Below are 12,783 nucleotides of genomic sequence, written 5' to 3'. Positions count from 1 at the left end.
GTCTCTCAACCTTCCTGCTGGTCCAGTGAGTAGGGGGTGGTGGAAACGATGAATTCGAACGGGACGGCGCCTTCGGGGCGCAGCGACGGGTCGTGGAAGCGCGGCCCCTGGATCGCCAACAGCCTTTCCATGAGCTCCTCCTGGAGCTGCGCCATCTCCTCCGGCGTGCAGAACAGCAGGAACTGGCTTTCACCGGAGACCTTCTGGACCGCCCTCGGGTAGGTGTCCCGGTCCCGCTGGTACCGGCGCTTGCGCTCCTGCCAGCGCTCGGTCGTGACGTCCAGCAGCGTTCTTGCGGCCCGCGTGACCGCCGGATCCGGCTCGTCGTAGTCGAGCCGGAGGCTCACCGCGCCCGGCTTCCAGGGCCGTTCGCGGCCGACGCCGCCCTCGGCCTCCTCGACGAAGCCGTACTTGGCGAGCGACCGCAGGTGGTACGAGATGTTCGACGGCGTGCCGCCGACGATCTCGGCAGCCTCGGTCGCCGTCAGGGTGCCGTGCAGCACGAGCGCCTCGACCAGTGCCATCCGCAGCGGGTGGGCGAGCGCGCGCAGGGCGCGCGGGTCGGTGATCCTGCGCGGCGTGAGATCGGCGGCCGCTTCTGCGCCGTCCACCGGTTCGGTCGGTTCCATGGAAGGAACGTAGCATCGAAAGAACCCTTTCGAAAGGCTTCCTTCGAAAGATTCCTTTCGAACTTCGCTACGCCTCACGGTCGAGCCCCGACCGGTACCGCGGTACCGCCGGGCACCGGGGATCGGTCCCGGCGTGCCGGGGCGACGGGCGGGGGCGCTTCTAGCGTTCTGCGCAGGGCTGCCGGACATGCCGACGCGGCCCGGACGGACCTCGGAGGGAACCGCTCCCGTGATCGAAATCCAGCACCTGGTCAAGCGCTACGGCGACAAGACCGCCGTCGACGGCCTGAACTTCACGGTCAAGCCCGGTGTGGTCACCGGCTTCCTCGGCCCCAACGGCGCCGGGAAGTCCACCACCATGCGCATGATCCTCGGCCTGGACGCGCCGACCAGCGGCAGCGTCCTGGTCAACGGCAAGCGCTACCACCAGCACGCCGCCCCGCTCCAGGAGGTCGGCGCGCTGCTGGAGGCCAAGTCGATCCACCCGGGCCGCTCCGCCTACAACCACCTGAACTCGCTCGCCCTCACCCACGGCATCCCGCGCCGCCGGGTGGACGAGGTGATCGAGCTGGCCGGTCTCGGCAAGGTGGCCAAGAAGCGTGCCGGTGCGTTCTCGCTCGGCATGGGCCAGCGTCTGGGCATCGCCGCCGCGCTGCTCGGCGACCCGCAGACGATCATGCTGGACGAGCCGGTCAACGGTCTCGACCCGGAGGGCGTGCTGTGGATCCGCACGCTGCTCACCAACCTCGCCGCCGAGGGCCGCACCGTCTTCGTCTCCTCGCACCTGATGAGCGAGATGGCGCTGACCGCGACCGACCTGATCATCGTCGGCCGGGGCAAGCTGCTCGCCGACACCACCGTGGCGGACTTCATCGAGAGCGCGGGCGGCGACAGCGTCAAGGTCGTCTCCTCGGACGCCACCCGTCTGCGCGAGCTGCTTCTCGGCCCGGACGTCACCGTGACCGGTGCGGCCGGCTCGGAGGAGCTCCAGGTCAACGGCCTGACGGCGCGTGAGATCGGCCAGAAGGCCGCCGACGCCGGCATCGCCGTCTACGAGCTGACGCCGCAGGTCGTCTCGCTGGAGGAGGCGTTCATGGCGCTGACCGGCGACACCGTCGAGTACCGCAGCAACGGCAGCACGGGCGCCACGGGCGCGGGTGCCACCGGCAGCGCGGGCGACAAGGAGCAGAAGGAGGTCGTGGCCGCATGAGCACGACGCTGACGGCGACCGGTGACGTCGCTTCCGCCGGCCTCGGCGGCACCGACGCCACGCCGCGCTACAAGGTCACCTTCGGCCGCGTGCTGCGCGCCGAGTGGGCCAAGTTCCTCTCGCTCCGGTCCACCTGGATCACCCTGGGCGTCTCGCTGCTGCTGCTCGTCGGCATCGGCATCATGTCCGCCTACCGCTACAACCCGGCCGACATGCACGGCCCGGCGGCGGACGCCAAGGACGCGATCGCCCTGGCCCTGCGCAGCGTCGAGCTGGCGCAGCTGGCCGTCGGCGTGCTCGGCGTGCTGGCCACGGCCGGTGAGTACACCACCGGCATGATCCGCTCCACGCTGACCGCCGTGCCCAAGCGCCTTCCGGTGCTCTGGTCCAAGCTCGGCCTGTACTTCGTGGTCGTGCTCGTCGTCTCCACCGCCGGTGCGTTCGCGTCCTTCCTGGGCGGCGAGGGCTTCCTCTCCGGCAAGCCGATCGCGCTGACGCTCTCCTCCGCCGGCGTGCTGCGCTGCCTCTTCGAGGCGGGCTTCTACCTGGCGCTGGTCGCGGTCTTCGGCGCGGCGCTCGGCATGCTGGTCCGCTCGGTCGCCGGCGGCATCTCCCTGCTGGTCGGCACCTTCATGCTGCTGCCGATCTTCCTGGACATCCTGCCCAGCAGCTGGAAGCCGAACGTGTCGCCGTACCTGCCTGGCCTCGAGGGCGGCGCGGGCGGGTCGATGATCTCGCTGCACCAGGCCTCGGGCACGCTCTCCCCGGGCAACGCCACCTGGGTGCTGCTGGTCTGGGTCGCGGTCGCCATCCTCGGCGCCGCGTACCGCCTGAAGCGCACGGACAGCTAGGACCCGCTGCAAAGACCTGCTGCACCGACCATGGGGGACGTGGAGCGGAGGCTGCCCCTCCGTTCGCGTCCCCCATGGTGCACTCTGAGGACATCATGCTGGGTTCAACAGTGAGTGGCACGACCGATCCCCTCTGGGACCATCCGCTCGCCCGCGCGTGGCTGCGCGTGCGGGCCTTCGACCGTGCGCGCCCGCAGCTGCTGGACTCGTTGATCGCCGCTTTCGTGCTGCTGATCGGCGTGGCCGGGCTCTTCCGTGGGGAGCACGACGACCTCTTCGGGATGCGTTCGGTCCCGGTGTGGGTGATCCCGGTGACAGCCGCCGCGCAGGCGGTGCCGCTGGTGTGGCGCAGGCGGGCGTCGCTGCGGGTCTTCGCCGTGGTGCTGCTGGTCTGCGCGGTGCAGTGGAGCCTCGGCGTCGCGCTGCGCAGTGACCTCAGCCTGATGATCGCCCTCTACGGCGTCGCCCGGTACGCGCCCCCGAGGCGGCTGCCGGTGGTCGCGGCGGCGGTGCTGCCCGTCGCGGCGGTACTGGCGTTCCGGGTGGAACCCCTGACACGGCAGCCGTGGGTGAGCCTCTTCTTCGTCGCCTGCGCGGTGACCGCCGCGTCCGCGCTCGGGCTGGCCGGACGGATCCGGCAGGCCCAACTGGCCGCGCTGGCCGACCGTGCGGCCACCCTGGAGATCGAACGCGGGCAGCGCGAAAAGCTCGCCACGGCCACCGAACGGGCCCGGGTCTCGCGCGAGATGCACGACATCGTCGGCCACAGCCTGGCCGTCATCATCGGCCTCGCCGACGGCGGCGCGGCCCAGGCCGAACTGCGTCCGGAGCGCGGCCCCGAGGTGCTGCGGATCATCGCCGAGACGGGCCGGGAGTCGCTCGGCGAACTGCGCCGCACCCTCGGCGCGCTCCGCGCCGACCTGCCCGACGGCGACGGGGAGGCGGGCGGCGGCGAGGTGCTGCACCCGCAGCCCGGCACCGCCCAGATCGCCGCCCTGTGCGAGCGGATCCGCGCGGCCGGGCCGACGGTCGGCTACACCACCTCCGGCGACACCGCGTCGCTGACGGCGGGCGTCCAACTGGCGGTCCACCGGATCGTCCAGGAGGCGCTCACCAACAGCCTCAAGCACGCCGGCCCGGCGACGGACATCCACGTCGCGGTCGCGGTCGACGGCCGCGCGGGCGAGGTCCGGGTCCGCGTCGACGACAGCGGCCCGGAGTCGTCCGGCGGACCGGCGCCCCGGGCGGAGACCGTGTGGCTGGAGTCGGCGCGGTCGGAGTCGGCCAGGCCCCAGTCCGCGCGGTTGGAGTCGGCCAGGCTTGAATCGGCCAGGCTTGAGTCGGCGCGGGAGTCCAGCGACCTTCCGCGAACCGGCGCCGGCCCGGCGGTGGGCGCGACGACTCCGGCAATCCCGCAGGCCGCTGCGCAGTTGTCGCAGTTGCCGGGGCACGGGCAGGGCCTGATCGGCATCCGCGAGCGCGCGGCGCTCGTGGGCGGCAGCGCGACCGCAGGACCGCGACCGGGTGGGGGGTGGACGGTGCGTGCCGTGCTCCCCACTAGGCTCGACGACGAGGACAACCCGCAGGAGCGCCCGTGACCACCGTCCTGATCGTCGACGACCAGCCGCTGCAGCGGATGGGCTTCCGGATGCTGCTGGAGAGCAGCCCCGAGACCACCGCCGTCGGCGAGGCGGCCCACGGCGCGGAGGCCGTCCGCCGGACCGCCGAACTCCGGCCCGACGTGGTGCTGATGGACATCCGCATGCCCGGCATGGACGGCATCGAGGCCACCCGCCGGATCGTCGCCGCCGGGGACCGCTCGCGCGTCCTGGTCCTCACCACCTTCGACCTGGACGAGTACGCCTACGGCGCGCTGCGGGCGGGCGCCTCCGGCTTCATGCTCAAGGACGCCCGCCCGGACGAGCTGCTCGCGGGCATCCGCGCCGTCGCGGCGGGCGACGCGGTCGTCGCCCCGGCGATGACCCGCCGTCTCCTCGACACCTTCACCGCGCACGGCGCTCCGCGCACACCCGGCGACGACCCGCGCCTCTCGCCGCTCTCGCAGCGGGAACGGGAGGTCCTGGCGGACATCGCAGCGGGCCTGACGAACGGTGAGATCGCCGCGCATCTCGTCCTGTCGGAGTCGACCGTCAAGACCCACGTCAGCCGCGTCCTGGGCAAGATCGGCGCCCGCGACCGCGTCCAGGCCGTGATCATCGCCTACGACGCAGGGCTGGCCAGACCCGCGTAAGCGCTCAGGGGCGCGGGGCTCTGCCGATATGCGGCTCCGCCGCGGGGCGCGAGACGCCACCCTGTGCGGATGGCCCTGAACGTTCGGTGCTCCACCTGCGTGGGATGGGGGTCCCCCCGCCGAAGGCAGGGGGATTGTCGCGCCCACGCGGCGGAGCCGCACATGAGCAGAGCCCCGCGCCCCCAGGCAGTGCAACTACCTCGTCTGCCGAAGTCGTGCTACGTTTTTGTACTGACTGGTCAGTTCAAAGATAGGACGGGGGACGACGATGCCGGAGACGTACACCGGAGCCTCGGTCGTCGCGGAGGCGCTCACGCTGGACGGGCCGCGCGGGCCCGTCTATCAGGACGTCAGTTTCCGTGCCGCACCTGGCCAGTTGGTCGCCTTCGCTGGCGAGACCGGCTCCGGTCGGACCAGCCTGCTGCTGACGCTCGCGGGGCGAATGCACCCGTCCTCCGGGTCCGCCGCCGTCGACGGCGAGGCGCTCCCCCGCCGGGCAGGCGGCGTGCGGAAGGTCGTCGCGCTCGGGCCCGTGCCCGGGGTCACCGATCTCGACGGTGGCCTCACCGTCGAGGAGCACCTGACCGAGCGTCTGCTGCTGCGCCGCCACGGTCGCCGGGCGCAGCGTCGCCTCGCCGCCGCGCTCGACGGCGCCGGGCTGGGCGAGGCCGAACTCCCGCTCCGCGCCGACGCGTTGACCGCGCTGCAGGGCTTCCGGGTCGGGATCGCCGCCGCGCTGCTCGGCGCTCCGCGCGTGCTCGTCGTCGACGACCTCGGCGACCGGCTCAGCACCGCCGACACCGCCGCCGCCTGGCAGACGCTCCGCACGCTCGCCGACGCCGGGCTGACCGTCCTCGCCGCAACCCGCGAAGCCCCGCCCGAGGCGGACCTCACGGTAGCGACGCGTCCAAGCAACAACGCCGAGACCGCACAGCCGGAACCGGAGCAGACCCATGCGTGACCGCATCACCCGCCGCCGTCCGCTGCGCGCCCTCTCCCTGGGTGGGCTGGAGCTGCGGCGCTTCCGCCGCGGCTCGCTGCCCCGGGCCGCGATCGTCGCGGTCGCGCTGCTGCCGCTGCTCTACGGCGCGCTCTACATCTGGTCGTTCTGGGACCCGTACGGCAACTTCGACAAGCTGCCCGTCGCCGTCGTCGACCTGGACAAGGGCGCCGACGTCAACGGCAAGCCCATGAACGCGGGCCACGACCTCACCACCCAGCTGCTCGACCGGGACACCTTCGACTGGCACGACGTCAGCGCCGCCCGCGCCGACGAGGGCCTGCGCAAGGGCGACTACTACATGACGCTGACCATCCCGGCGGACTTCACCGCCCGGATCGCGTCCAGCGGCAGCACCCAGGGCACGCCGGTGGACGGCCTCCTGGAGGCGCGCAGCAACGACTCCAACAGCTACCTCAGCGGCATCATCGCCAAGACCGCCTTCTCCGAGATCCGCGCTGCCTCCTCGTCCAGCGCCGTGCGCGGCTACCTCGACCAGATCTACATCTCCTTCGGCGACCTGCACGACCAGACCGTCCAGGCCGCGACCGGGGCCGGTCAGCTCGCCGACGGCGCGCGCACCGCGCAGAGCGGGGCGCAGCAGCTCGGCGACGGGCTGCGGCAGGCGCACAGCGGGAGCGGGGAGCTGGCCGACGGGCTGAACCGGCTGCACACCGGCGCTGCCCAGGCCGCCGCCGGGACGGCCGAGTTGGACTCCGTGGTGCACGGCGTCACCGACAGGCTGACGCCGACGCTGCGCAGCCACGCGACCGAGATCCAGCAGGCCGCGCAGGCCGTCTCCCTGGCCGCCGCGACCGTGCAGCAGATCGCCACCCAACTGCCCGCGGACACCGCCAAGGCGGTCACCGACGCGCAGACCGCGCACACGGAGCTGCAGCAGGTCTACGCCCAGCAGTGCCCGGCCCAGGCGGCCACCGGAACAGCACTGCCCGCACCGACGACGGCAGCCACCTGCAACGCGCTCCAACTCGCGGTCCAGGCGTCCGCGCAGACCGTGCAGGTCGCCCAGCAGGTCGACAGCGCCGTCAGCGGTGACAAGGGCCGGCTGGCCCAGATCGCCTCCGACGCCGGGACCGTACGCGGCTACGCCGACCAACTCGCCAAGGACGCACCGCATCTGGCCGACCAGATCGACGCCCAGGTGGCGAGGATCGACCAGTTGAACTCCGGAGTCGCCCAGCTCTCCACCGGCAGCGCGCAGTTGGCGGGCGGTGCGGAGAGCCTGAACTCCGGCCTCAACACCCTGGTCGGCGGCGCGGACCAGCTCGACGGCGGCCTCTACAAGCTGGCGGGCGGCTCGGACCAGCTCTCCGGCGCGCTCCAGAGCGGCGCGGCGAAGATCCCCGACCTCTCCGCCCAGGCCCGCACGGACCGCACCAGCGTGATGAGCGACCCGGTCCAGCTCGCCCTGGACCGGCTCAACCCGGCGGCGAACTACGGCACCGGCCTCTCCTCGTACTTCATCCCGCTGGCGCTGTGGGTGGGCATGATGGTCGCCTACATGCTGCTGCGCCCGCTCAACGCACGGCTGTTGGCCGCCAACATCCCCTCCTGGCGGGCGGCGCTGGCCGGTTGGCTGCCCGCCGTGGCGATCGGAGCGACACAGGTCGCGGCCCTGCTCGCGGTGCTGCACTTCGCCTTGGGCTTGGAACTGGTCCGCACGGCCGGGGCGATCGGCTTCCTGCTGCTGACGACGGCGACCTTCGCGGCGATCCTGCAGTGCGTCAACGCCGTCTTCGGGACCCGAGGACGGGTGATCGCGCTGGCGCTGCTGATGCTCCAGCTGACCTCGGCGGGTGGCACCTACCCCGTGCAGACCAGCCCCGGCTTCTTCGGCGCGATCCACCCGTACCTGCCGATGACCTGGGTGGTCGCGGGCCTGCGGCGGCTGATCAGCGGCGGCGACCTGACCGTGGTGTGGCAGGGCGCGGGGGTGCTGGCCGGATTCCTGGCGGTCTCGCTGGCCTGCACCGTCCTGGCGGCACGGCGCAAGCAGGTCTGGACGGTCACCGCGCTCCACCCGGAGCTCGTCCTGTGACCGGCCGCACACAGCGGGAGGTGCGGGAGGATGACCTCATGACACGCACCGGCACCGGCACTGGAGCAGGCCCTGGAGCAGGCCCTGGAGCAGGCACGCGCCGCGAGCAGACCCGGCAGAAGCTCTTCGTCGCGGCCCAGCAGCTGATCGCGGAGCAGGGCTTCTCGTCGACCACGGTGGACGAGATCGCCGAGCGTGCCGGGGTCGCCAAGGGCACGGTCTACTACAACTTCAAGAACAAGAACGATCTGTTCGAGGAGCTGCTCCGGCACGGCGTCGGCCTGCTCACCGCGACGCTGCGCGAGGCGTCCGCCGCGCACCCGGACGCGCCGGTCGAGCAGCTCGACGCGATGATCCGCGCCGGCCTCGGCTTCATCGAGCAGTACCGGGCGTTCGCCCAGCTGCTGCTGTCGGAACTGTGGCGGACCAACCGCACCTGGCAGCAGACGCTGACGCTGCTGCGCGAGGACGCCGTCGCGGTGGTCCGCGCCTCCCTCGACGCCGCCGTCGCCTCGGGCGAGCTGCGCGAGGACCTGGACACCGGCCTGGCCGCCCCGGCGGTCTTCGGCATGGTCCTGGTCGTGGCGCTGGACTGGCTCACCTTCCAGCCGGAACGGACCCTGGACGACGTCCACGCCGTCCTGTCGACGATGGTCCGGGGCCGACTGACCCCGTAACGCCCTGGCCCCGTAACGCCCTGGCCTCAGCCGTTGGGGTCCAGCAGCAGGTGGATGTCGTGCGCGGCGGCGACGGCGCAGACGCCGCTCGACGCCAGCAGCGCGCAGAGCGCGAGCAGCGGCAGCCACGGCACGCCCCAGGGCATCACGGTCGGGACCGGCGGTGCCAGCAACGCGGCGACGCGACGCGGGACCGGCCCGGCGCTGCGCAGTTCGCCACCCTGCCGAAGGCCGTTGCCGGGACGCAGACCGTTACGGGGACGGCGATGCAGGCCACGGTGCAGCAGACCGCCGATTCCCAGCGCCGTGGCCGGGTTGCGCAGCGGCGCGTGCTTGGCGGCCAGCGCCGCCTTGCCGACCGCGCGGGCGGCCCGGCGGCGGTCGCCGCAGACACGGGCGGCGTGCTCGTCGGCCCAGCGTTCGACAGTGTAGGCGACGGCCCCGTTCAGCGGCCGGAGCAGCGGATTGGCGGCGGCGGCGAGATGCGTCACCGCGACGAAGGCGTAGTGGTGGGCGCGCAGATGGGCCCGCTCGTGGGCGATCAGCACCTCCCGCTCGCCCTCGTCGAGCGCGGCGAGCATGCCGGAGGAGACCACCACCCGCCCGGGCCGCCCCGGTAGCGCGTAGGCCTCGGGGGCGGGGTCGTCGACTACGACGTACTCCCCCGCGCGCGGCAGGCAGGCCGCCTCGAACCCGGCCGCGACCAGCGCCCTGACCCGTCTCCGGACCAGCCGCACGGCCGCGACCGTGGCGGCGGTGAGCAGCACAGCGGCAGCCGCCGCCTCCAGCAGCGAGACCGGATCGCCCTGCCGGACCGCCGTCAGCGACCAGTGCCCGAGCACCGCGGCCAGCGGCACCCGGATCAGCCCGGCCACCACCAGCACCCCGAGCGCCACCGTGCTCGCGCCCGCCAGGGCCACGGCCACGCCGGTCAGCAGCCAGGTCGCCGCCCGCGGCTCCAGCCGCTCGGCGAACGGCCGGGCCGGCAGCCCGGCCAGCGCGGGCAGCACCAGTGGCAGGTAGAAGAAGAGGTGGAGCGAGTCCAGCCCGGCGACGCCGGGAAGCGCGAACAAGACGTGCGTCACGCCGTGCAGCAGCTGGTGCGGGAGATCGTGTACCTGGGGCATGTCACAGCTGCCGTTCGCCGAGAAGGTGTCGCAGGATCTCCTCGTCGCCGGTCGACAGGTCGCCGATGAACTGGGCGAGGACCGCGTGGCGGTCCGGGTCGGCGTCCAGCGCCTGACGCATCCGGCGGGCGGTGAGGCCGTGGCGGTCGGCGACGGGACGGTAGGCGAAGGCACGCCCCTGCTTGACCCGGCCGAGCAGGCCCTTGTCGTGCATCCGGGTCAGCACGGTGACGACCGTGCTGTAGGCGAGCGTGTCGCCGAGCCGCGTGAGGACATGGCCGGGCGTCATCGCCTCGGACGAGGACTGGAGCAACTCCAGCACCTCCGCCTCGAGCGCGCCCATCTGCCGCCGCTCGTTCATACTTCGGCCAACTTCCATTCACCTGCTACGGTCCTGTAGAACTTCCGCAGCCAAGAGTCTGCCATGGTCGCCGAGCGAGCGAGAGACATCCTTCACATGAACAACCTGTTGGCCTTCGACGGCAGTGGGATCGACGGCGGCCTCTTCTCGTCGATCACGGGCATCGCCAAGGACACCCGGTGGCTCAACGAGCCGATCGACCTGTGGACCAACGCGGGCCTGCTGGTCTTCGCCGTGCTGATGCTGATCGGCTTCCTGCGCGCCCGGCGCGAGGAGACCGCGAGGCTGACGCTGGCACTGGCCGCACCGGTCTCGGTCGCGGTGGCCTTCGCGGTCGCCGAGGTGATCAAGAAGATGGTCGCCGAGGTGCGCCCCTGCTACTCGATGCCGCACGCGTTCATCGTCGACGCCTGCCCGGTCCGCACCGACTACGCCTTCCCCAGCGGCCACACCACGGCCGCCACCTCGGCGGTCGCGGCGCTCTGGCTGCTCGACCGGCAGCTGGCCAAGATCGCGGCGGCCTTCGCGCTCTTCGAGGGCTTCACCCGCGTCTACCTGGGCGACCACTACCCGCACGACGTGATCGGCGCGGCGATCCTGGCGATGCCGATCGCCTACCTGACCAGCTGGCTGCTGGGCCGCTACGCCCAGCCGGTCGTCGCCCGGCTCCGGACCGGCGCCCTGGCCCCGCTGCTCACGCGTCGCCCCTCCGGAGCGCACGCCCGCTGACCGTGCGCACCGGGCCGGTGCGCACCAGACCGTGCCACCGGACCGCGCGCACCGGGCCGAGCCGGCGCGCGACTGACGCGTGACGGACCCGCAAGGAAGGCGTGCGGGCGGGAACCAATGACGGATCGTCGGACGTATCCCCCACTGTCGGTTGCGATCCTGCCTCCGGCACGTTCAGTTTTGGGAGTGATTCGGTGACCTGCTTCTTCGACCCCCAGCACGGCTACGGCGCGGTCAACGTGGTGTGGCAGCCGCAGTGGGGCGTCCCGCGGCCGGTACAGACCTGCCAGGGCTGCGCCCAGCGCATCGAGACCACCCCGCCGCCCTTCTACACGCCGCAGCAGCAGGGCTACCCGCAGGCCGGCTACCCGCAGAACGGGTACCCGCAGCAGCAGGGTTACCCCCAGGCCGGATACCCGCAGGGCGGCTACCCGCAGCAGCCGCCGCGCCAGGGCCACAGCACGGGCGCGGTGATCGGCGCCGGCGTGGCCGGCCTGGTCGGCGGCGCGCTCATCGGCGAGATGCTCGAGAACCACGAGGAGAACCGCGACCGCCGCGAGGCGTTCGACGAGGGCCGCGAGTTCGAGGAACGCCGCGACTTCGACGGCGGCGGCTTCGAGGGTGGCAACAACTTCAACGGCGGCGGTTTCGACGGCGGTTTCGACAACGGCAACGACTTCAACGGGGACAACGGCGACAACGGCTTCTTCTAACCAAGCCGGACGAAGTCCGCTCCAGCTCAACGACGGCCCAGGTCAGCACAACTGACCTGGGCCGTCGTTCTCTGCGCCCCGGGGCTGACTACGCGCCGCCGGAGGCGCGTCCGCGCAGGGCGGTGACCGTCGCGGTGAAGGCCTCCTGGCCGTGCTGGGTGATCGACACGCGCGAGGAGACGTGGGTCGGCAGCTGGGCGGGCAGGATCTCGACCTCGACCCAGCAGGGGGCGTCGAGCTCGACGTACCGCTGGAAGGTGCTGTGCATGCCCGTGATCACCGGGATCTCGGGGTAGGCCACGGCGTACGCGGCCTGGCGGGCGGCCTCCAGGAGCAGCATGCCCGGGGCGTGGTCGGTGCGGTGGTCGAACAGTGCCGGGTGGGCGAGGTCGACGCGGAGCTGGTAGCGGTTCGGGGTGTCCGTCGGCGCGAGGACCACGTCGCGGCGGCGGTCGCGGCCCGCGACGGGCGGCGCGATCGGCGAGGCGGGCGTGAGGGCGCCGCGGACGGCGTGCTCGATGTCGGCGTACTCGCCGCGCAGCCGCTGGTAGATCGCGGGCGACTGGTTGGTGAAGTGCGTGTTCGCGGTGCCGAGGTGGACACCGTCGCGGGTCATGTCGACGTCCATGGTCAGGGCGGCCAGCCGGCTGCCTCTGCGGACCACCTCGGAGCAGGTGATCCGGGCGACGATCTCGGCCGGCGTCGGCTCGCAGACGAGAGCCGCCGGGCTGGCCGTCCAGGTCAGGTGGTCCCAGATCTGGCGGTGTCCGAAGGGGGCGTCGTAGCCGAGATGGCTGAGCAGCGGGATCGCCTGACGGACCGTCTCGACGAGGAGCAGCGGGTCGTGCCGGCCGTCCGCGGAGTCGTAGAAGCTGTGGGTGCGCGGCCATTGGGCCGCCACCGTGAAGTTGTCGTCGCCGTGTACCTCACACCCGGTCAGCAGCACCTCGCTCTGTGCGGCCTTGTGCACGTACTGGCGGGGGACGGTCGAGGTGAAGACCGGGTGGTGCGCAGCGAGAACCGTCATCGAGATGTCTCCTACGGCGTCAACAGCAGCCTGTTTGGGTGTTGGAGCATAAGAGTGCATAAGGGCGTAATACGGGCAGAGCCGCCCTGCGGCTTCCGTGTTCGGCGCCACAACCGATAAGATAAAGGACGATCGTTTTTTTTGTCGAG

General features: G+C 72.2%; 13 protein-coding genes. 9 read left to right on the top strand and 4 right to left on the bottom strand.

The window, feature by feature from the left end; genetic code table 11:
* Positions 1-5: 5 nt before the first annotated feature.
* The gene (locus ABH928_RS17525; RefSeq protein ID WP_370067311.1) at positions 6-629 is read right to left on the bottom strand and encodes a helix-turn-helix domain-containing protein; all 624 of its coding nucleotides are present in this window, start codon (positions 627-629) and stop codon (positions 6-8) included.
* A 229-nt stretch (positions 630-858) separates the two neighbouring features.
* Between ABH928_RS17525 and ABH928_RS17520 the strand changes: the two genes are divergently transcribed.
* The 7 genes from ABH928_RS17520 to ABH928_RS17490 all read left to right on the top strand — a co-directional run bounded on the left by ABH928_RS17520 (position 859) and on the right by ABH928_RS17490 (position 8,677).
* On the top strand, positions 859-1,839 hold the full coding sequence (locus tag ABH928_RS17520; protein WP_370067309.1) for an ABC transporter ATP-binding protein: 981 nt from the start codon (positions 859-861) through the stop codon (positions 1,837-1,839).
* Positions 1,836-2,690, top strand: coding sequence for an ABC transporter permease (locus ABH928_RS17515; protein WP_370067307.1), 855 nt, complete (start codon positions 1,836-1,838; stop codon positions 2,688-2,690). The genes ABH928_RS17520 and ABH928_RS17515 overlap by 4 nt, the downstream gene beginning before the upstream one ends.
* A 110-nt stretch (positions 2,691-2,800) precedes the next feature.
* A complete protein-coding gene (locus tag ABH928_RS17510) occupies positions 2,801-4,288 on the top strand; it encodes a sensor histidine kinase (RefSeq protein WP_370067305.1) in 1,488 nt (495 codons plus the stop codon).
* Positions 4,285-4,941 carry a response regulator gene (locus ABH928_RS17505; protein WP_370067303.1) on the top strand — a complete coding sequence of 219 codons (657 nt, stop codon included), beginning with the start codon at positions 4,285-4,287 and terminating at the stop codon, positions 4,939-4,941. Before ABH928_RS17510 ends, ABH928_RS17505 begins: the two co-directional genes overlap by 4 nt.
* A 268-nt stretch (positions 4,942-5,209) precedes the next feature.
* Positions 5,210-5,902, top strand: coding sequence for an ATP-binding cassette domain-containing protein (locus tag ABH928_RS17500; RefSeq protein WP_370067301.1), 693 nt, complete (start codon positions 5,210-5,212; stop codon positions 5,900-5,902).
* 22 nt (positions 5,903-5,924) lie between these two features.
* Positions 5,925-8,000: a YhgE/Pip family protein gene (locus tag ABH928_RS17495; protein WP_370067578.1), complete on the top strand. Its 2,076-nt coding sequence runs from the start codon at positions 5,925-5,927 to the stop codon at positions 7,998-8,000.
* Positions 8,001-8,038: 38 nt separating this feature from the next.
* A complete protein-coding gene (locus ABH928_RS17490) occupies positions 8,039-8,677 on the top strand; it encodes a TetR/AcrR family transcriptional regulator (protein ID WP_370067299.1) in 639 nt (212 codons plus the stop codon).
* Between the two features lie 26 nt (positions 8,678-8,703).
* Here the strand turns inward: ABH928_RS17490 and ABH928_RS17485 are convergent, their stop codons facing one another.
* Positions 8,704-9,804 (bottom strand): M48 family metalloprotease, encoded by a 1,101-nt coding sequence (locus ABH928_RS17485; protein WP_370067297.1) that lies wholly within the window; start codon positions 9,802-9,804, stop codon positions 8,704-8,706.
* Between the two features lies 1 nt (position 9,805).
* Complete coding sequence (locus ABH928_RS17480; protein WP_370067295.1) at positions 9,806-10,147, bottom strand: BlaI/MecI/CopY family transcriptional regulator; 342 nt, start codon at positions 10,145-10,147, stop codon at positions 9,806-9,808.
* Between the two features lie 114 nt (positions 10,148-10,261).
* On the opposite strand from ABH928_RS17480, the gene ABH928_RS17475 reads away from it, so the two are divergent.
* A complete protein-coding gene (locus ABH928_RS17475; RefSeq protein WP_370067293.1) occupies positions 10,262-10,894 on the top strand; it encodes a phosphatase PAP2 family protein in 633 nt (210 codons plus the stop codon).
* 194 nt (positions 10,895-11,088) lie between these two features.
* The gene (locus ABH928_RS17470; protein WP_370067291.1) at positions 11,089-11,607 is read left to right on the top strand and encodes a hypothetical protein; all 519 of its coding nucleotides are present in this window, start codon (positions 11,089-11,091) and stop codon (positions 11,605-11,607) included.
* Positions 11,608-11,695: 88 nt separating this feature from the next.
* On the opposite strand, the gene ABH928_RS17465 is transcribed toward ABH928_RS17470, so the two are convergent.
* Positions 11,696-12,634, bottom strand: coding sequence for a ScbA/BarX family gamma-butyrolactone biosynthesis protein (locus ABH928_RS17465; RefSeq protein ID WP_370067289.1), 939 nt, complete (start codon positions 12,632-12,634; stop codon positions 11,696-11,698).
* Positions 12,635-12,783 lie beyond the last annotated feature (149 nt).

It is taken from the genome of Streptacidiphilus sp. MAP5-3 (genome assembly GCF_041262505.1).
Taxonomy (GTDB): Bacteria; Actinomycetota; Actinomycetes; order Streptomycetales; family Streptomycetaceae; genus Streptacidiphilus.
This window is presented reverse-complemented; position numbering and strand designations above follow the sequence as displayed.